We start from the raw sequence: 21,359 nt of genomic DNA on the forward strand, positions 1-21,359 counted from the left end.
GCTTAGGCATTATTCTTGGCTTTCGTGCGGGAAACCCGCGCTTCACCGACCAGATAATCGAACAGGAAAATAATGGCCAGCATGACCACAATCAGGATGGAACCGTAGGCAATCGCCATACCGTATTCACCGTCTTCCACGCGGTTAAGAATGTAAGACGTGGCGACGCGAGTATCCGGTGTAACCAGGAAGATAATGGCGCTGACGGTGGTAATCGCACGTACGAAGCTGTAAATCAGTGCGGACAGAATGGCCGGACGCAGCAGCGGTAGCAGAATATAAAACACCGTGCGCATCGAACCTGCTCTCAGGCTGAGCGACGCTTCGTCCAGTGATTTATCCAACTGCCCCAGCCCGGCGATACCGGCGCGAATACCGACCGGTACGTTACGCATGACCATCGACATAATGACGATCACCGCGGTTCCCGTTAAGTAAACTGGCGCGCTGTTAAAGGCCAGAATGTAAGACACACCGGCAACGGTGCCCGGCACCGCAAAGCACAGCATGGTGGTGAACTCGATAGCCTTCTTGCCGTAGAACTGCTGGCGCACCACGATGTAGGCGATAAGTAGCCCAAACAGTGCCGTAATCGGTGCGGCGATACCCGCGAACAGTAGTGTATCCAGCAGAGAAGGCCAGGCGCCGTCGCTAAAGCCTTGCCCGAACAGCTTGCTGAAGTTTGCCAGCGTCAAGGTGTAATCCACGCCCCAGTTAACGGTAAAACTGCCGTAGAAAATGCTGCCGTACAGCAGGACGTTAAAGGCAATCCAGACATAAAGCAGGATGCTGACGATCCACACCAGCGAAACGGGTAGCGGCTGCACATCACCCCGAGAGGATTTGCCGGAAATCGTCACGTAGGAGCGTTTACCGATCCACAAATATTGCACGCAGAATACGGCCAGTGAGAACAGCAGCAGGACAACGCCGAGCGTACTGGCAGACTGATAATCCAACTGTGCGCCAGTGATATAGAAGTAAATCTGGGTAGCGAGTACGTCGAAATTACCGCCCAGTACCAGTGGGTTACTGAAATCGGCCAGCGACTGGACAATTACAATCAGGAACGAGTTAGCCAGCGCCGGTTTCAGCAGGGGCAAGAAAACCCGTTGAAAGGTTTGATAGCGGTTAGCACGTAGCGTGTAAGACGCTTCTTCCAGCGACGGATGAATCGTCTTCATCGCGCCTTCGAGAATCATAAACGACATCGGCGTGAAGGCGAGCACCTGCGCCAGCCAGATGCCGGTAAAGCCATACAGCCAGTTGGTGTTCGTCAGGCCGAACCACGTCGCCATCAACTCGGTGATATAACCGGAGCGGCCCATCATCAGCGTTACGCCTAACCCAACGACAAACGGCGGTGTAACGATAGGCAGAATGGAGAAAATACGGCCGATAATCGCGGAGCGGCGGGCAATACGTGAGGTGTAAATCGCCAGCACCATACCGAAGAAGGTACAGCCGATACCGACAGCAACCGACAGCAGAAATGAATTCCAGATCACCCGCAAAATGTGTGCCTGACTTAGAATCTGCATGAATGCCAGCGGCGCAAACTCACCGCTGTCGTTGGTGAACATCGGGATGAAGATGGCGATACTTGGGTAAAGAATAAAGACGCTTATCAGCGCAATGATACTGATGAGTGAGCCGATGACGAAGCGATCGCCACCCAGCCAGTCAAGCCGCGAAAGCGCCAGCGTAATAATTGCACTCAGAGCAACAAACAGCGCAATGGTGCCATAGCCCATTCCACGGCCTTCAATGGTCGCACTGATGACCACGAAGAGGGCACAGAACAACGCATAAGCCGCATCAAAACGATGGCGACCACGCTGTTCCCGGCTGGGCGTATGCAATGGACGTGCCAGTAATCCTAACGGGAGCAAGAACCAAAGCAGGCTGATATTCAGGTTAGACCAGCTGTAGGCCGCCAGCAGTTCATCGCGTGAGGCATCGAGCAGGCCATAATCCAGGCTCCACGCTGGCAGCAGCAAAAATGTCGCTGCAATCAGCGCCAGCCACAGGAAAACAGGATCCCGTTTAGGCGTCGGTGAGAGAGTTAGTGTGTGTGACATAAGGTTCCCTGGTGCTTTATAGCGTTGTTTTATAAGATTGAATCGTCACAGGTATTGGTTGGTTAATAATATTGAGTAATGGTTAATTAGCGATGCTGAGAACACTGCGTTAAGCGAAATGCGAGCAAGCTTTGCCGCCGTGTTCCCATTATTTTTGCAATCAATAAAGGTCAATGAATCAAGGGCAATTAATCGAGATTATTTGCCCATTTTGACTTCGTTAACCCACTTGGAAATCAGCTCTTTACGCACGTCGGATGCGCCGTATTTGTCCATGTCGTAGTTGATCAGTTTCAGGTCCTGCAACTTCAGCGACAGCGGGGAGGCTTCTGCGGTGGTGTTAGTCAGAATCTGGTAGGACTGGCCTTTTTTCCAGGAGAGTTCCTGTGCGTCTTTTGACAGCGCCCAGTCAACGAACAGCTTGGCGTTATCCATATTACGCGCGCCTTTCAGGATGCTGACGCCGCCAATTTCATAGCCAGTCCCTTCACATGGGGAGATCAGCGTCAGCGGAGCGCCTTTCTCTTTTTCCAGCGAGTAGTCATGCAGGAAGCCGATGCCAATAGCGGTTTCGCCACGTGCGGCGTTGCGTGCCGGGGCAATACCTGACTTGGTGTATTGCGATACATTGGTGTTCAATTTCTTCAGATAATCAAAGGCCTGATCCTGACCCCAAAGCTGGGAAAACGTTGCCAGCGCGGTATACGCTGTACCGGAACTCTGTGGATCAGCAATCTGGATCTCACCTTTGTAGACTGGGTTAGTCAGATCTTTCCAGCACTGTGGCACTGGCAGGTTCTTCTCTTTCAGGCGATCGGTGTTAACGCCGAAGCCGAGGATGCCGACGTAAACGGCTGATGAGTAGTTGCCTTTACGTTTAGCTGGATCGCGGAACTGCGGCATGATCTGGTCAAGATTTTTAGACTGATAGGGTTCCAGCAGATCCATTTCGCCTGCTTGAGATTGCGGATCCAGCGTGCCGCCGTACCAGACGTCAGCCTGTGGGTTTTTCTTCTCAGCATCGACTTTCGCCAGCGTGCTGCCGGAGCCGTTGCGGATAAAGGAGGTTTTAACGTTGTGTTTTTCACCGAAGGCCTTGGCTTCCTCCTCGCAGAAGGCGTTGGTGGCGCTACAATAAATGACCAGGCGACCTTCAGCTCGAGCGGTAGTGGTGGTAACGGCAGCAACAGTCAGTCCAGCGGCGATGAGGGTAGTTAAGGTACTCAGTTTCATGATGTTTTCCTTTGTATATACCCGTCATACTTCAAGTTGCATGTGCGTTGGCTGCGTTTAAATACTCGGCCCGTCGTGGGCCTCGCCCTAGCTGGCCAACGCTTGGCGTTGTTCAAAACGCTAACGTTTTGTCCTGAAACTCGAATTATTTAGGGTATAGTTATTGATATTTTGATGTCATTAAACGTTCCCGGCGGCTCACACCTGCCATCAGCAGCGGCATCAATAACAGTCCGATGCAGGCTGAGGCCAACGCCAGCAGAGTAAAAAATCCCGACCATCCGTAGTGTTGCAGCACCTGTGCCAGCGGCCAGCCCGCCAGCGCCGCCCCCAGATAGGCAAATAACGCCAGAAAACCTGTCACCGTGCCTGCGGCATCCTTATGGCTGTATTCCGTCGCAGCCAGACCGATCAACATCTGTGGTCCAAAAACAAAAAAACCGATACTGAAGAAACAGGCTGCGAGCAGTGAATAGTGGTGAATCGGTGCCAGCCACAGCGCGGTCATGGTTAAAAATAGTCCGAGTGCAAACAGCAAAATCATCGGTGCGCGTTGACCACGAAACAGCAGATCCGAGCCCCAACCGGCAAATAGCGCACCCAGCAATCCACCCAGTTCAAACAGCGACAGCGTGGCATTTGCGCTGAGCAGGTTGAAACCGTGGCTCTCCGATAGCCAGATGTTTCCCCAGTCATTCAGTGCGATACGAATCAGGTACACCAGAATGTAGGAAAACCCGAGCAGCCAGATGGTACGGTTACGCAGAATCGCATCGCGTAGAATCTGACGCATCGGCATCGGCGGGCTCTGCTGCTCCTGACGAAGCTCTAGCGCATCGCGTCGCCACTGACCGACACTTGGCAGCCCTTGCTGCTGTGGTTTGTCGCACAACTGCCAGCACAGCCACAGCCCGATCACAATCCCGATAATGCCCGGTACCAGCAGCGCCGCTTGCCATCCCCATTCGGAGGCCAGATAGCCCGCGAGTAAGGGAACCGCCGCACCGCCAATGTTGATCGACGTATTCCAACATCCCCACCAGAGGCCGCGCTCATTGCGCGAATACCAACTGCTCAGCAGTCTGGCGCAAGGGGGCCAACCCCAGCCCTGAAAGAACCCGTTCAGCGCCCAGACAATCAGCAGACCGGTGAGCGACTGGCTGTACATGAACAGAATGTTCAGCACGCCGGTAATCATTAGCCCGACACCCATAAACCAGCGCACCTGAGTGCGATCGCAGACGATGCCGGAAATAAACTTGGATGCGCCATAACAGAGGTAAAACAGCGTCCCCAGCAACCCGATATCGCCTTTGCTTAACCCTAATTCCAACTGCATCACCGGCATGACGAAGTTGATGCTTTTACGCGTCAGGTAAAACGTGGCGTACCCGATGACCATGGAAATCAACAACCGCGGTCGCCAGTAGCGATAGCGCTGACTGATTTGTGTTGGTGAAAGCTGTCCCTTTGGAAACATGGGTGCTTGCATGGGGTTCTCCGTCGCGTTGAGAGAAGAGTAGGGGGATGCGAATTAAAAAGGATGAGACAAGGTTTTAGATGGCTAGGAATAATTCCTAGCTAGTCGTCTTTTTGTTTAAATTTTGTGGGCAGGTTAACAATTATGTGCGTGCCACGCGGCGTAGCGGGTTCACCGCTGACGGCGGCTTTCACCAACCAATTTCCGCCCAGTGCCTGCACGCGTTCTTCAATGCCCCGCAGGCCGAAGCCGCCGCCTGCCGAGTGTGTACTGCCTTTTTGTGCGATGCCTACACCGTTATCGATGACGTCTAGCGTAATCAGGTCATCCTGCTGTCTGAGACGGACGGTAATCTGTGTGGCGCTGGCGTGTTTGTTGATGTTGTTGAGCAGTTCCTGCACCAGCCGATAAAGCGTGAAAATCACCACATCATCATGAGGGGGCGTGGGGAGCTGATAATCCAGCTGAAACTGGATGCCACGAGCCGTAAAGGCGAACTCATCTGCCAGATGATGCAGCGCTTTATCCAGCACCATTTCATCCAGCACTGGCGGGCGCAGCTGACGCAACAGCTGACGTGTGGTGTGGTGGATTCGCCGCGACAGCTCGCTGATTTGTCCGGCGGCATGTTGGGCCGCATCCGCAGGCGCACTGTGTTTCACCAGCATGGCCTGAATTTGAATCGCAGTGATGTTTTGGCCGATATCATCGTGTAGCTCGCGCGCGATATCTTTGCGCACGGCCTCTTCGGTATGGATGATGCGTTCCATCAGCCGCCGCCGGGTTTTTAGCTCCTGTTCCAACTGCTGACGATAGCGCTGGAGCCGCTGTGCCAGCTGTTGCTGACGGCTGATGGCGATCCCCAACCCAATGCCGAGCAGCGCCTGCGTAGAGAGAAACAGCTCCAGCTCGCGCAGGTCATCAAAGGCTCCGCTCACTTGACGCGTGACGGCAATCATCAGGCTGCCGAGTACGGCGGAGAGCACGCCGCCTTGCCAGCCGAATTTATACGCCATCACCACATTGGGCAGAAAAACGAAGATCAGCAGCAGGCGTTCCATCTCGGGTGTGAACGCCATTTGCAGGCAAACGCCGATAGAAAAAAACAGCGAGCACCAAATCAGCAGCGAAGTACGCAGCGGCGGATCGGGGATCTCCTGTGCCAGCAACGTCTGCAAGTGCTGCTGCTTGATGTATTCGTACAATAAATAGATGAACGGAATCAGCAGGACGCCGCCGGTAAACGTGGCCAGCAGCGTTTGTGTCAGCGGCGAATGTAACCATGGGCCGATGGCGATGCCGTGAAGAATAGTGTTAAGCGTCAGTGCCGCCAGCAACAGCAGGAGCCGTTGCCAATAAAGCGTATAGCGATGCCAGATTTTATGCGTGATGACCGCCGGAATCAGGCTCAGAAAGGGGGAAAGCAGTAATAACGAGCGCGTCATTAGCTGCTCGCTGATAAGCCAGCTCTGGATAGCGATTTCCGAAAGTAGCAGGGTCGGCCAGTATTTGCGCGGCAGCAAGATCATCAGCGCCAGCCGCAGTCCTTGCGGTAACAGCAGTGCTGCCTGATGGCCGTTGTTGCTCAAATAGAAACTGATGGTCCACAGCGCCAGCCAAATCAGGCTATAGAAAAAGGCCAGAAACAGCGTCATGCCGATGACGTGCAGGCGACGCATGATTTACTTCCCAGCCAGCAGTTGGTGTTGCAGTGCAAAGTGCACCAGTTCTACCGTGGATTCACACTGTAATTTACTGAGAATATTGGCACGGTGAACGTGAACGGTCTTATGGCTGAGTTCGAGCTGTTCAGCGATGCTTTTTACACTAATTCCGTTGATCAACAGGCTGAATATTTCCCGCTCGCGCGGGGTTAGCGTCAGCAATTCCTTCGGTGGCTGCTGCTGATGGCGAATGGCGTGCAGCGCATCGGCGCAGAGGTAAAGGCCGCCGCTGCTGACCACACGAACGGCCTGCACTAACTCTTCCGGGCCACAGCGCTTCGTTAAGTAGCCGCCCGCGCCCGCATCCAACGCACTTTGTACAAACGCAGTGGTGTCATAGATGCTTAGAATAATGGCGCGAAAATTGGGACGCTGTTGACGTAGGCGGGTTAATAACGACAGGCCGCTTTCATCCGGCATGGCGATGTCAATCACGGCAACGTCAATCGGCTGTTTGAGCAAATGGGGCCACGCCTGCGCCGCCGAGGCATATTGGCCAACGACCTGAATGTCATTCTCTAATGTCAGAAGCTGTGCAAAGCCAGACCGTACAACGATGTGATCGTCAACCAAAGCCACATTAATCATGGTTTCGCCGTGTGAATTCAAGATCATCAAAACGTCATAATGCGGGGGAATCAAAAGGTGAGCAATAGCAGATAAGTAAAATGGAATCGGCTTAACAGATATCACCACACTGATTTGAGCGAATGATGAAAGGCATATTGATAGAACGCGGAGTTATTTGACTCATTGAATCGAGGGACATACTGTTTTTCTCTTTAAATCCGTGTAGTTAGAAATCGATGTATTTAAGATATCAGGGAAACAGAATGATGAATAAATGGCGTATAACGCTGGTGGCGGGAATGGTCACTGCGGCAATAGCGTTGACCGCATGTGATAACGCAGGTAACTCTGCCAATCATATTAAAGTCGGTGTGATTAACGGCGCAGAACAGGATGTCGCCGACGTCGCGAAGAAAGTAGCAAAAGAAAAATATAATCTGGATGTCGAGCTGGTTGGGTTTAGCGGTTCGCTATTGCCGAATGAAGCAACAGACAAAAGCGATCTGGACGCAAACGTCTTTCAACATCGTCCTTTCCTGGAACAGCAAAACCGCGAACACGGTTATAAACTGGTGGCGGTAGGGAATACCTTCGTTTTCCCGATGGCAGGCTATTCTAAGAAGATTAAAAGCATCAACGATCTGAAAGACGGCGACACCATCGCGATTCCTTTCGATCCCACCAATCTGGGGCGAGCGCTACTATTACTGGAGAAAACCGGATTAATTACCCTGAAGCCGGATACGGGGTTATTACCGACGGTGCTGGATATCACGACTAATCCGCACAACCTGCGTATTATGGAGGTGGAAGGTGCGCAGTTGCCACGTTTGTTAGACGATCCGCAAGTGACGGTGGCGATAATCAGTACGACATATATTCAGCAAACGGGCTTAACACCAACCAAAGACGGTATTTTCATTGAAGGTAAAGAATCACCTTATGTGAATATCATCGTAACGCGTGAAGATAATAAAACGGCGGAGAACATCAGCAAGTTTATTAAAGCCTACCAGTCTGATGAGGTTGAGCAGGCTGCTGACCGTATTTTTAACGGTGGTGCAGTGAAAGGGTGGTAATACACATTTTGGTGCTGCCATTTTCACTAAAAAGATGGCAGCGTATTAATTAATATTTGAATTATTCTCAAGATTGTCTTTTTTATTAAACTCGATTAATAAGCTTAATGAAATCCCTTATATACACTCTTTAATTGTCAGCGGTGTGTTATTTATTATCGATTAAATAATGCATCGAAAGACACTACTATTCACTAATTGTAAAGAGGGATATTTATGGCTTACCCAACAACAAATCTTACTGGGATTATTGGTTTTGCAAAAGCAGCGAATGTTACCGGAGGGTCGGGCGGTAAAGTTGTTACTGTAAATTCTCTGGCCGATTTTAAGTCTGCCGTGAGCGGTTCCACAAAAACCATCGTGGTGCTGGGAGCATCACTAAAAGCATCTGCCTTGACCAAGGTCGTATTTGGCAGCAATAAAACCATTGTCGGTTCTTTCGGCGGGGCTAATGTACTGACTAATATTCACCTCCGTGCTGAGAGCAATTCAGCTAACGTTATTTTTCAGAATCTGGTCTTTAAACATGATGTCTCAATCAAGGATAATGACGATATCCAACTGTATCTGAACTACGGTAAGGGATATTGGGTGGACCACTGTTCATGGCCGGGGCATACGTGGAGTGATAGCGACGGCAGTCTCGATAAACTGATTTATATCGGTGAGAAAGCGGATTACATCACGATCAGTAATAGCTTGTTCTCAAACCATAAATATGGCTGTATTTTCGGTCATCCGGCAGATGACAACAATAGTGCATACAATGGCTACCCGCGTTTGACCATCTGCCACAACTATTATGAGAATATTCAGGTTCGTGCGCCAGGCCTGATGCGTTATGGTTATTTCCACGTATTCAACAACTACGTCAATAAATTCAACCTGGCCTTTACGGTTGCGCAGAATGCCAATGTGCTTTCTGAACGCAACGTATTTGGCACTGGCGCTGAAAAGAAAGGCATGGTTGATGATAAAGGCAATGGTTCAACCTTTACGGATAATGGCAGTTCACCGGCAGCTGTGGCGAGCAAATCACCGGCGGCTAAATGGACGGCATCATCTAACTATTCATACAGTTTGATGACAACCGCGGCGGCTAAATCCTGGGTTATTTCTAATTCTGGGGCGCAAAGCAGTGCGCTGAAATTTCCGTCATAATCATTAACCGTTTTTATTACGATCTTGTCTGCTTAGTATTTTATTAGGAATTGAAACTCTTTAAATATTGAGTATGTCGCAATATGCCACTCGGCGAAAATGTTAATGTCGAGTGGCATATTTATTTGAATGGATTAATGTAAAGGTTAAGAGTAATTAAGCAGCAATATTATTTTTCTGGTTGTGGGTAAAATACCACTCAACCGTTTTCTTGATTAACTCTTCTGTGGCATCGACATAGTGCTGTGGCGAGATCCTGGCTTCCTGTTCCAGAATCAGTGGAAGCTCGGTGCAACCCAAAATGATTTTCTCGACGCCAGCCTGCAATAGGCGATCTTTTACCGGCGACAGCATGCTGTAGGCCCCGGCAATATCCCCCGATTTATAGGCATAGATACTTTCCATTACCTGGTGTTGGTCAGCATCATCTGGCGTGTAGCACTCAATATTATCGTTTGTCAGGTTGTCCTGATAAATTCTCGCTTTCACTGTCGCTGTCGTTGCTAATAAGCCGACGCGTGTTGTATTGGCGTTCTTAATAGCCTGACAGGTTACATCAATAATGCTGATCATTTCCGCACGGCACTGTTGTTTTAATTCATTGAACCAATAATGTGCGGTATTACACGGGATAATGATGCACTCAGCGCCTGCGTTTTCGAGAATTTTCATATATTGCAGCATCTTACCCAGCGGTGACGCGCTGTGCTGAAGAATGCACTGTGTTCTGTCAGGGATATCAGGAATAGAAACCGCAATCATTGGAATGTGGTCTTGATCCCGATACGCTGGCGTGTTTCTGATCAGTTTTTGCATCGCATCGACGGTGGCGCCCGGCCCCATACCACCCAGAATTCCCACGAGACTGTTCATGCTGTTAACCCTGTAGCATTATGAAATTAAAAGGATAATCGCATACTGCTGGGCAATGTGAATTGCTAAATTCCCATCTGCTATGTATGATTTGCATAACTATTGTAATCTCTATGCTTTTACTGGGTTTAACGGCGCGCGGTGGGAAGCATCTTTGTTGGCGATGTAAAACACGGGTATAGGAAAAAACATGACGCTGAGCGTTTTGAGTGAGGGTTAATGCTAAACAATATCGAAACCAAGTGGCTCTATGACTTTATCATGTTGGAAGAGCACCGTAGTTTTACGCTGGCTGCCGAGAAGCGGAATATCTCTCAATCCTCATTTAGTCGACGCATTCAGGCGCTGGAAGCGGCGGTCGGGTTTGATATTTTCGACCGTAGCGCGCAGCCGCTGCAATTAACCGAACAGGGTCGCGTGTTCCACGCCTATATCCGCAATACGTTGGATGACTTGGAGTATCAGCTCAATAAGCTGCACGGTGGGGATAATTACAAGAATAAGATCACCATTGCCGCAGCGCATTCGCTGTCGGTATTTATCATGCCGGAGTTGTTAAAAGACGTGCCGGACCCGCAGGAAAAAATCTTCTATGTCGAATCGATCGATGTGGATGAAGCGGTGCTGAATCTTAAAGAAGGGCGTAGCGACTTCATTTTCTCGTTTTACAATGAAGATCTGATGGGTGAGCCCTTTATGCACGAGAAGATACTGGAATCCCGACTTTATCCGGTCTGCGCGTGCGACAGTACAGGAAAGCCGCTGTTTGATGTAAGCGCCTCATCGGTGCCGTTGCTCAACTATACCGAGACGAGCTATATGGGGCGTCAGGTCAGCCGTTACTTATCCAGTGTCGACAGCGATAAGTTCACCGTCAATTTTGTTTCTTCCATGAGCGATTTGCTCAAGCGTATGACCAAGAAAGGGTATGGCATTGCCTGGCTGCCGGACTATTCCATTCAGGAAGAGCTGAAAAACAAAGAGCTGACAATCCTGAGCATGGAGAATGCCGTGATCCGCATGGGCGTTTATCTGTACCGCCTTGATGCGCGGCTGAATGTGGCTTCCGAGAAATTCTGGCGCTATATGAAAGGGCTATCATCGGCGTCTGAGCTATAAACGTCGCGACTGTGCTACAAGAGATAAAAATAGCGGCCCGAAGGCCGCTATGATGAAACACTCATTCAGTATTAGCTATTTTGCGTGGCCTGCTGAGGTTCCTGATAGGCGACGACTTCGTCGATAGCTTCTTCCTCATCATCATGGACGTCTTTTTCCAGACTGGCCACAACGGCGGTAGAGATACTGTTACCAATGACGTTAGTTGCAGTACGGCCCATATCCAGGAACTGGTCGATACCGATGATCAGCAGAATACCGGCTTCCGGCAGGCTGAACATTGGCAGCGTTGCGGCGACCACGACGATAGAGGCGCGCGCTACGCCTGCCATCCCTTTACTGGTGATCATCAGCGTCAGCAGGATCAGGATTTGCTGGGTGAGGCTTAGGTCGATGTTGTAAGCCTGTGCGATAAACAGAATCGCAAAGGACTGGTACATCATGGAGCCATCAAGGTTGAACGAGTAACCCAGTGGCAGCACAAAACTGGTGACTTTTTTCGGTACGCCGAATTTGGTCAGTGCTTCCATGGTTTTCGGGTAAGCGGACTCACTACTCGCGGTAGCAAAGGCCAGCATGGTCGGTTCACGAATCAGTTTCGCCAGAGTCATAATGGCTTTGCCCAGGAACAGGTAGCCAACCAGGAACAGAACGCCCCACAGAACGGTCAGACCGAGATAGAACTCACCGATCAGTTTACCGAAGTCGTAAAGCAGCCCCAGACCTTGTGTGGTAATCGCGGAAGCGATTGCGGCAAACACAGCAATCGGTGCCAGCGCCATCACGTAGTCGGTCACGCGGAACATCACTTTGGTCAGCTCTTCGATCATGGAAATGATCGTGGTCGCGTGTTTGTTTTTGCCTTTTACATAGGCAAGCGCGGAGCCGAAGAACAGAGAGAAAACCAGAATTTGCAGGATTTCATTGTTCGCCATCGCTTCTACGATACTTTTCGGGAAGATATGGCTGATGAAGCTCTTAAGCGTAAATCCGTCTGTATTCAGGCCAGTCGCAACCTGTTGTACCGGGATTTCGAGATTCATGCCTGAACCAGGCTGGAACAGGTTCGCAAAGAGCATGCCGATAAGCAGAGAAATAAATGATGCGCTGACAAACCAGATCATGGCTTTCATACCGATACGGCCAACGGCAGAGGAGTTTCCTCCCATGCTTGCCAGTCCAGAAACCAGCGTAGCGAAGACCAGTGGTGCGATGATCATTTTAATCAGACGCAGGAAAATATCGGTAACCATGTTGAAATAAGATGCAACTTCTTTTGCTCGACTGCCATCAAGATACTGATGGCAGGCCCATCCGATTAATATCCCCAGGACGATAGCCAAGACTATCTGTACAAGTAACTTCTGCCTTTGCATATAAACCTCATGTTGATGAATTGATTCAGACAACACAATATTATTGCCGCGTGATGCTTGGTGCTTTCCCTGAATACACCAAGCCCTCACCCGAACCTGTTATTGGGGTGTTGTGTCTGCCCGCCGATATTACAACGATTCTTGTTTTTTACATTTTTTTTCTGCGGATTGTTATGTAATTGTGATCTTTGTCATGCGAAAAATGCATATCCGCAGCGCTTATAATGATAAATAGGGATGTAGTGCGCAGATCGCGTAAAGCGTGAGTTCCTTATTAATTCATTATTAAACAACATCTTAGTTTGTTTTTTTTGCGGTGAAGGAAGATGGGCTAAGGTGTTGAAGTAGTGTTGCTAATGATATGTGGCTATACATCAATAAAACAGATGGTGAATTACTTAAAGATTAAGTAAAAATAAAAGAACAATTAACGAAAACTTTATATACATGTCATTTTATGAATAAAATAATTTTTTAATTATTTAAATCGTGACTTTGTTTTTTGTGTCATGTGTTTTATTTTTTTCTGTTGATGTGAAGTTTAATTATTGTTCTATTTGTTTCTGTTTGTAACCGCTTGGGCGTTTAAGGTGTTTAAAATGGTGTTTTTTATTTTTTAAACATATGTTACTGATGATTGGAGACCTCGCTGTTGGTTATTTCACCGGAAAAGATCGATACTCACTTTATCGTGGCACGCCTTTTCCAGATGTTTTTTCATCCTATCTGCCGCCGTTTCGGCCTCTCCACGTTGCAGGCAATCAAGAATGACCAGATGTTCAGCAATCTGTTCCAATCTCTTGGGGTTGAAGGCGGGACTGCCTTGCCGATATTCCACCAGACGCCGTAATTGATTGATTCGCTGTAGACTATGGTGGGCGAAACGGTTGCCGCTACAGGCGATCAGCGTTTCATGAAAGTGCGTATTAGCATCGAACATTTCATGGGGCGTAAGCGTCAGATACCCGCCATTGAGGATGTCTTCCTGCTGCTTACGGCAGGCGTTGAGCGTGTGCGGATCGATATGAAACTGCGGTGACAGCAGGCTGACTGGCTCAACCAGCAGGCGGAAGGTGAAACTTTCTTCATAAGCTGCGACGGAATCAATAATCGGCGTGGTTCGCCAGCCTTGACCGGAGCGAAACTCCAGCCAGCCTTCCTGTTGAATACGAGTCAGAACGTTACGTAGTACGGAGCGGGATACTTGACACTCTCGCATGAGATCCACTTCTGAAAATTGCTCGGGTAACCGCCGAGCGAGACGCATATCGACAATCTTCTGGTAGAGCGGGTCTTCACTGCTGGCGGCTAATTCTGCGACCAGTCGACCTAGTTCATGGGCATGGCGGTCGAGATAAAATCCTCGGTTGCGGTGGTAATGCAGCATGCCTTTTTCTGTCAGATACAGCAGTGCAGCCTTGACCGGTGTGCGAGAGGCGTTCAGCACCTGCGCCAGCGATGATTCGATCAGGTGAGCGCCGAGTGGCAGTTGCTCACGGCGAATATAGGCGACAATCTGCCTGACAATCCTTGTCTGTAGGGGAGTTAAAGCCATCGCTATCCTGCTATGTCGTTTAGGGTGTTACGGAGATACCGCTGTGCTCTTGCCAGCAAGGAGCGCTTGCCAGAAGAGTGTGCTCCGGCTGTGCCGGAGCAATCCTGACTTACTGGTGATAGAACGGAAATGCGCCGAAGACAATACCACCGACCAGCAGCGACAGGCTGACAAAAATCGCCCATTTGATCGCAAAGCGTTGGTGATCGCCGATGTCCACTTTTGCCAGACTGACCAACAGGTAGAGTGACGGCACCAGCGGGCTAAGCAAATGAAACGGCTGGCCGACAATCGAGGCTCGGGCGATCTCCTCTGGGGTAATACCATAGCTGGCTGCCGTCTGGGCGATAACCGGTAAGATTCCGAAATAGAATGCGTCGTTGGACATCAAAAAAGTAAACGGCAGGCTAATCAGCGCTGTGAATACCGCAAGATACGGACCGAAACTCTCAGGTATCACTTGTAACAGGCTCTTCGCCATCGCATCGACCATTCCCGTACCGGATAAAATCCCGGTGAAAATCCCAGCGGCGAAAATAAGCGATGTCACCGCTAACACGTTAGCCGCGTGTGAACCGATTCGCGCTTTTTGTTCTTCCAGCTTGGGATAGTTGAGCATAACGGCGATGGCGAAGCCGGTCATAAACAACACCTGAATCGGCAGAAGACCGATCACCAGAAACACCAGGAGCAGGGTGGTCAGAATAAAGTTGGGCCAGAACATTTTAGGGCGGCGATTAGCGTCGCTTTCTTCGTCACTGCCGTTGCCCAGATTGATCGAAATATTCTGGAAGTTGCTGATATCAATGATCCCCAAGCGTTTACGCTCTTGTAGACCCAGAAAAACGGCGACGCCGACCAGCGTCAGGCTGGCTAAAATAATCGCGGGCAGCATAGGAAGGAATACGTCCAGCGCATCAACGCGCAATGCGGCGGCGGCACGTGCCGTCGGTCCGCCCCAAGGTGAGAGGTTCATTACCCCGCTGGCAATGTTAACCAGACAGGTTAATCCCAGCACGCTCATGCCCAGCCGCTGATAGAGTGGCAGAAAGGCGGCAATCGCGATCATGTAGGTGGTGGTACTGTCACCGTCCAGCGCGACCATCAACGTTAATACGGCGGTGCCGACCAAGACTTTTAGCGGATCGCCCTTAACCAAACGGAGAATGAAGCGCACTAGCGGATTGAACAGCCCTGCATCGATCATAATGCCGAAGTAGAGAATAGAAAACGTCAGCATAACGCCAGTGGGTGCCAGCGTTTTGATACCGTCTAGCATCATCGCGCCCAGCCCCTGATAGAAACCCGCTGCCAGTGCAAACAGCGTAGGGACAAGAATCAGCGCGATAAGCGCAGACATTCGTTTGGTCATGATCAGGTACATAAAGCAGATGACCATAGAGAAACCGAGAATAGTGAGCACAATACCTCTCCTGTTTTTTATTATTTTCCAAATAATTTACCGCCTTTCTCTATGGCGAATTGACGGTGCAAAAAGCCATGCAGTTTTTATAACCGCATATCGAAAGGTATCAGGTCTGGCTATTTCCCAACGTCAGAGACGTTAGTGAGAATACGAATGAAAGGAGAAGGTTAACTTCCGGGGTCAATACGAATAATAAATGACAGATAATGAGGGCACGATAAGGTAACGGTAATCGGTAACATAAATGACCTCTATGCGAGCAATAATAACATTCCTTCTATCCCCGTTAACAGCCATGTAACCGATTGTTTAGTCATGACTTTAAGTGTAATGCAGATGATTTAATAATCACGGCTAACAGGGGCTCTTTTTGTTAAAAACAAATTAAAGTATTGTAAAATGAAACGCAAATTGCGCTAAATTGGAATAAAAAACAATTGAACGATGGGAAGGTCAGCGATAACCAACATAATTTTAAAAGATAAACAGAGATGTGAAAGTTTAATTTCTGCGTAGAAATTTATTAGCGATTAATGAAAATTCATCCGTTTTCATTAATAAATATTTACAAGATGAGGAGGTGAATAAAGACATTATCGGTGAGGAAGGTTAAACGGTGTCTAAACCATCTATACTCGTCATACTTCAAGTTGCATGTGCGTTGGCTACGTTCACTCACCCGAATCACTTACCTGAGTAAGCTCATCGGGATTCCTTCGCTTGCCGCGTTACGATGCTCATGGCTGAGCATCGCCCTAAAGGGCTAACGCTTCGCGTTGTTCAAAACGTTAACGTTTTGTCCTGAAACTCGAATTATTTAGAGTATGTATTTCCTCAGCCGCCACGGCTTTTACCTGACGGCTGAGGTTCGCGACGGCTTAGGTAAGGGAGATTAGCTGACGTTTTCTGCGGTGGTACGCAGGCGATCTTTCAACTGGCTGTATTCCTGCTGAACGTAATTCTCCGCTGCCTGTTGATCGTCAATGGCTTCCAGCTTTACGGCGCAGTGTTTGTATTCCGGCGTTTTGGATACAGGGTCGAGATGATCCAGCGTCAGCTCATTGCAGGCACCGATCCACCACTGGTAAGTCATATAGACGGCACCTTTATTGATACGCTCGCTGACGGCAACGCGAGAAATAACCTTGCCGCGCCGCGATGAGATCCAAACCAGTTGCTGATCGTCTATGCCTAAACGTTCAGCGTCATGCGGGCTAACCTGTACGTAGCCGGGTTCATCCGCCAGCGTTTGTAATGCGGCGCAGTTGCCTGTCATGGAGCGGCAGGAGTAATGGCCGACTTCGCGCACGGTGCACAATACCAGCGGGTAATCCTCATCGACCAGCTCCATCGGCGGCCGCCATTCTGCTGTTAATAGCAGGCCTTTCCCGCTGGGGCGATCGAAGTGGTTGCCTGCGTATAGCCACGGGGTGCCGGGGCTGTCTTCTGTCGGGCACGGCCATGGCACATAGCCCAGTCCGGCCATCTTCTCGTAAGTTGCGCCGTAATACAGTGGGCAGAGCTGTCGCAGTTCGTCCCAGATTTCCTGTGTATTGTTGTAGTGCATCGGATAACCGAGAGCGGTCGCCATCAGGCTGATGATTTCCCAATCGGGTTTGACATCGCCCTGCGGTTCCACGGCTTTATAAAAACGTTGGAATCCCCGGTCAGCAGCGGTATAGACCCCTTCGTGCTCACCCCAGGATGTTGCTGGTAAAATGACATCGGCAATCGCGGCGGTTTTGGTCATGAAGATGTCTTGTACGATCAGTAACTCCAGTTCGTTGAATGCATCACGCAGCATCGACAGATCCGGCTCGGTTTGCAGTGGATCTTCGCCCATCACGTAATTGGCTCTGATTTTCCCTTCTTTTATTTTGTGTGGGAGATCAGTCAGCGAGTAGCCAATTTTGTCAGAGAGTTCAGGCACGCCCCAGGCATCGGCAAATTTCGCCAGTACCGCCTTATCCGTGACGTGTTGATAACCGGGGAACATATTGGGCAGCGCACCCATATCGCAGGCACCTTGCACATTGTTTTGTCCACGCACCGGCCCGACGCCAACGTTCGGACGTCCCAGATTACCGGTCAGCAGTGCCAGGCCGGACAGCCCTTTGACCACATCAACGCCTTGGCCCCACTGTGTTACACCCATTCCCCACAGGATGGTGGCGGAGGGCGCGGCGGCATATATCCGCATCGCGTCTCGAATTAATTTCGGTGATAAACCGGTAATATCGGCGACATACTCCGGCGTGTATTTCGCGACGGTCTGGCTGAATTCCTCGAAGCCTTCGGTATGACGGGAGACGTAAGCTTTATCGTAGTGGCCTTCGTTAATCAGCACGTTAGCAAACGCGTTAACCAGCGCCATGTTGGAGCCATTTTTCAACGGCAGCCACAGATCGGCGATACGCACGGTTTCGATACGGCGTGGATCGCACACGATGATTTTTGCCCCGCGCGCTTTGGCCTTCAGGATCCGGCGCGCCACGATAGGGTGCGAGTCTGCGGCGTTGTAGCCAAAAATCAGAATGCAGTCGGTCTTTTCGATTTCACAGATGGAGTTACTCATTGCACCGTTGCCCAGCGTGACCTGTAGCCCGGCAACCGAAGGGCCGTGGCAGAGGCGGGCACAACAGTCGACGTTGTTATTGCCGGTTACCGCTCGGGCAAATTTCTGCATCACGTAGTTGGTTTCATTACCGGGGCCGCGAGACGATCCTGTATGCATGATCGATTCGGCGCCGTACTTCTCTTTGATGGCTTCTAGTCGAGAGCTGGCGAAGCCGATGGCTTCATCCCAGGAGACCGCCTCAAAGGGGGCGCCTTTTTGACGGCGGATCAGCGGCTGTTTCAACCGTGGGGTGAGAAGCTTGGTGTCGTTGAGAAAATCCCAGCCGTAGTAGCCTTTCAGGCAAAGCTCACCTTCGTTGGTGACGCCGTTTGCCCCTTCTGCACCAACCACTTTGCCGTTCTCTACCAGCAGGTTAATTTTGCAGCCTGACCCGCAATACGGGCAGACGGTAAGCACTTTCTGCATGATTGTTCTCCAACGCCGAGTCTTGGATCGTAAGAACTGCATTCTTGCGGCAGGCTGTTGATGCAGTTATTTAACCTTCGATAATCGCCGATAAAGAAAATTAATTTACTGATCGTGGTCATGCTCAGCGCGTGACAAATTGTCCTAACGCCTTGAGCGTCACGACCTTTTTCCATAGGACATTTGTCTGGAAAATAACGTGCTGGCGTACTCCTCCTCTTTATCTGTTAATGCCTATACTGTTTTTGACGATACTAACTCTATGTGCCACCGACTAGGCTGATGTATTCATGCCCATCGGCTGTTTAAAACAACGGAAACTGGCCTTTCAAGGAAGATAACGCATTCTGTTCGTTAATTTTTCGAGCATAACTTCCCATGTAATGGGCACTGAATCAGGGAATTCCAGAACGTCAGTCAGATTGCGCGGGATAAGGGCGTGATCCGACGGACGGCACCGTCATGAGCAAAAAAGTAAATACTTTCCCGACAGCGCGGGCGGGCGGGAAATATTTTTTAACGTCGCGGAGTGCATTATGGAATTTCTAAGAAATGTCAGCATAAAAATGATGGTGCTGGCCATTGTGGCTACCCTGCTAGTGGCGTGGGGAGCGGCATCCGGGTTAAGTCTTTACTCGCTTTATCAGGTCACCCATTTGCTTGATAAAAGCGAGACTCAGCGCAAAACGTATTCCCACTTGGTTTATGGCACCGATCAATATTTTCGGGCCGTAACGCGCATGGAAAGAACCATGGACTATTTGCAGCGTAACGAGCCAGAAAACGCCAGACAGACGTTGGAAATGGCACAGCGTGCAATCCAAAACACCAAGGACTCGCTGGAAAAATTCCAGACGGCGGAGCACGTCGGTGTCAATCAGGCAACGGTTGATGCAGTAAAAAACACCTGGAACACCCTGATATCCTCTTCTATCGATCCGATGAATTCAGCATTGCAACGCAACGACCCTGAAGCATTCCGGCAAATTTTCCGATCCGTTTACCCTCCCGTCAGTCTGACATTCGGGGATGATATCAAACGTTATTCAGATGGCATTACCGCCTCATCGTTGATTCCAAGTGTGAATGAACACAATGACAAAAACCGCAATGCACTCATTGTGGTTATGTTGATTGGGATCATCGTGCTGATTTTTACCGAGTATTATCTAAGAAATTATCTGGTGATACCGATTGCCGTACTTAAATCGCACCTGTCGCAACTGACAGCTGGTCGTTTAGGCTGTGAACTGGCGGAGTTCGGCAAAAACTGTGCAGGGCGATTGATTCCCGATATCAAGAAGTTGCAGAAAAGTTTGCGCGATACGGTGAGCGTCATCCGGCAAAGCACGACGGAAATCAACAATGGGACGTCCAACATTAAGGATGGCAACGATAATCTCTCTAGCCGCACAGAGCAGCAGGCGGCGGCATTACAGGAAACCGCCGCCAGTATGGAAGAGATTAGCTCCACGGTGCGACAGACTACCGATCACGTGCATCAGGTACGCCAACTGGCGAAGGATGCGGCTGAAATGGCGCAAAAAGGCGGAAATATCAGCACCAACGTGATGACGACGATGGATGGCATCAGTGCCAGTTCGCGACAAATTTCCGATATCACCTCGGTGATTAACAGCATTGCGTTCCAGACCAATATTCTGGCGCTGAATGCGGCTGTTGAGGCGGCGCGTGCGGGGGAGCAAGGGCGAGGTTTTGCCGTCGTGGCTGGGGAAGTTCGAACGTTGGCGCAGCGAAGTGCGCAGGCAGCGAAAGAGATCGAGGCGCTGATTGCGGAATCCGTTTCACGGGTTGAAACCGGTGCAGGGCAGGTTAAGCAGTCCGGCGAGGCAATGACGGCAATTATCGCCTCTATTTCACATGTCAACGATCTGATTGGTGAAATTGCGGCGGCCACGGATGAGCAAACGCGCGGTATCACCCAGATTAGCCAGGCGGTGCATGAAATGGACAGCGTCACGCAGCAGAATGCATCATTGGTGATGCAATCGGCTGAAGCGGCTGCCCGTCTGGATGAACAAACCAGCGAGTTGTCTGCCGTGGTTGACGTTTTCGATCTGGATTCGGAATGCGATCCGGCAAACTCTTTCTCCCGTCGTATGGTCACTTCCGATGTTCACCGGTCTGTTGGCCAGAGCACTACGCCGCTGTTGTCGGTGCATGGCCGCCAGGGTGAGGGGTGGGAGAAATTCTGATCCCGCACGTTCAACGTGCGGCAGAGGTTAGGTTCGAGATAGCCAACGAGGCTGATAACAAATAGGGCGGAAAGGAGTCTGCCTATTTCCCTTGGTATCGGGGTATTGAGTGAGGGGGTGGGCTATTGACTAAAAATCTCGACAAAAATCGTTAACGGCAACATGTCTAATACCTTGGATTACAGAAGGAAAATAGCATTTTATTCTGTAAATCTGACTGTGGTAGTGTAAAGAAATACCGTATTGAGACTTGGGTCTCTAGAGTTAAGGCTATTTATTTTAAATTTAGGCATGATTATTGCTGGGTTTTGGGAAATGAATTTTGCCGTTTTTGCGATCAAAAAGCCGTATTTTTCCAAAGGTATAAAGAGAGAATGGGGTTTTTGATGTTAAATAGATGACTGAAACTATTTGTTACATACT

Annotated in this window: 14 protein-coding genes; 4 read left to right on the forward strand and 10 right to left on the reverse strand. The window is 50.0% G+C overall.

The features are described 5' to 3' along the window. Positions 1–2: 2 nt before the first annotated feature. From KP22_RS01750 to KP22_RS01770, 5 genes are all read right to left on the reverse strand, one after another. Positions 3–2,081, reverse strand: coding sequence for an ABC transporter permease (locus KP22_RS01750; protein WP_039322022.1), 2,079 nt, complete (start codon positions 2,079–2,081; stop codon positions 3–5). Positions 2,082–2,279: 198 nt separating this feature from the next. Beyond that, positions 2,280–3,314 (reverse strand): ABC transporter substrate-binding protein, encoded by a 1,035-nt coding sequence (locus tag KP22_RS01755; protein ID WP_039307427.1) that lies wholly within the window; start codon positions 3,312–3,314, stop codon positions 2,280–2,282. A 160-nt stretch (positions 3,315–3,474) separates the two neighbouring features. Continuing rightward, positions 3,475–4,806, reverse strand: a complete 1,332-nt coding sequence (uhpC, locus tag KP22_RS01760; RefSeq protein ID WP_039307430.1) for an MFS transporter family glucose-6-phosphate receptor UhpC — start codon at positions 4,804–4,806, stop codon at positions 3,475–3,477. 89 nt (positions 4,807–4,895) lie between these two features. Beyond that, complete coding sequence (locus tag KP22_RS01765) at positions 4,896–6,473, reverse strand: MASE1 domain-containing sensor histidine kinase (RefSeq protein ID WP_039322025.1); 1,578 nt, start codon at positions 6,471–6,473, stop codon at positions 4,896–4,898. Positions 6,474–6,476: 3 nt separating this feature from the next. After that, complete coding sequence (locus tag KP22_RS01770) at positions 6,477–7,106, reverse strand: response regulator transcription factor (RefSeq protein WP_039307552.1); 630 nt, start codon at positions 7,104–7,106, stop codon at positions 6,477–6,479. 245 nt (positions 7,107–7,351) lie between these two features. Between KP22_RS01770 and KP22_RS01775 the strand changes: the two genes are divergently transcribed. Both KP22_RS01775 and KP22_RS01780 read left to right on the forward strand, forming a co-directional pair. After that, positions 7,352–8,167 carry a MetQ/NlpA family lipoprotein gene (locus KP22_RS01775; protein WP_039307433.1) on the forward strand — a complete coding sequence of 272 codons (816 nt, stop codon included), beginning with the start codon at positions 7,352–7,354 and terminating at the stop codon, positions 8,165–8,167. 216 nt (positions 8,168–8,383) lie between these two features. Further along, positions 8,384–9,328: a pectate lyase family protein gene (locus KP22_RS01780; RefSeq protein WP_039307435.1), complete on the forward strand. Its 945-nt coding sequence runs from the start codon at positions 8,384–8,386 to the stop codon at positions 9,326–9,328. Positions 9,329–9,484: 156 nt separating this feature from the next. On the opposite strand, the gene cuyB is transcribed toward KP22_RS01780, so the two are convergent. Continuing rightward, positions 9,485–10,201: a cysteate racemase gene (cuyB, locus tag KP22_RS01785; protein WP_039322028.1), complete on the reverse strand. Its 717-nt coding sequence runs from the start codon at positions 10,199–10,201 to the stop codon at positions 9,485–9,487. A 219-nt stretch (positions 10,202–10,420) separates the two neighbouring features. Here cuyB and hypT point away from each other — a divergent pair, with 219 nt between their 5' ends. Next, complete coding sequence (gene hypT / locus KP22_RS01790) at positions 10,421–11,320, forward strand: hypochlorite stress DNA-binding transcriptional regulator HypT (RefSeq protein WP_039307441.1); 900 nt, start codon at positions 10,421–10,423, stop codon at positions 11,318–11,320. 71 nt (positions 11,321–11,391) lie between these two features. On the opposite strand, the gene KP22_RS01795 is transcribed toward hypT, so the two are convergent. From KP22_RS01795 to fdhF, 4 genes are all read right to left on the reverse strand, one after another. Next, entirely contained in the window at positions 11,392–12,696 is a 1,305-nt protein-coding gene (locus KP22_RS01795; RefSeq protein ID WP_039307443.1) for a dicarboxylate/amino acid:cation symporter, read from the reverse strand. Between the two features lie 661 nt (positions 12,697–13,357). After that, positions 13,358–14,251, reverse strand: coding sequence for a GntR family transcriptional regulator (locus KP22_RS01800; RefSeq protein WP_039322032.1), 894 nt, complete (start codon positions 14,249–14,251; stop codon positions 13,358–13,360). Between the two features lie 109 nt (positions 14,252–14,360). Then, positions 14,361–15,674 (reverse strand): CitMHS family transporter, encoded by a 1,314-nt coding sequence (locus tag KP22_RS01805; protein ID WP_039322036.1) that lies wholly within the window; start codon positions 15,672–15,674, stop codon positions 14,361–14,363. A gap of 895 nt (positions 15,675–16,569) precedes the next feature. Next, positions 16,570–18,720, reverse strand: coding sequence for a formate dehydrogenase subunit alpha (gene fdhF / locus KP22_RS01810; RefSeq protein ID WP_039322038.1), 2,151 nt, complete (start codon positions 18,718–18,720; stop codon positions 16,570–16,572). Between the two features lie 536 nt (positions 18,721–19,256). Here fdhF and KP22_RS01815 point away from each other — a divergent pair. Further along, positions 19,257–20,936, forward strand: coding sequence for a methyl-accepting chemotaxis protein (locus tag KP22_RS01815; RefSeq protein WP_039322040.1), 1,680 nt, complete (start codon positions 19,257–19,259; stop codon positions 20,934–20,936). The last annotated feature ends 423 nt before the right edge of the window (positions 20,937–21,359 follow it).

The sequence above is a fragment of the Pectobacterium betavasculorum genome, assembly GCF_000749845.1.
GTDB classification, from domain to species: domain Bacteria; phylum Pseudomonadota; class Gammaproteobacteria; order Enterobacterales; family Enterobacteriaceae; genus Pectobacterium; species Pectobacterium betavasculorum.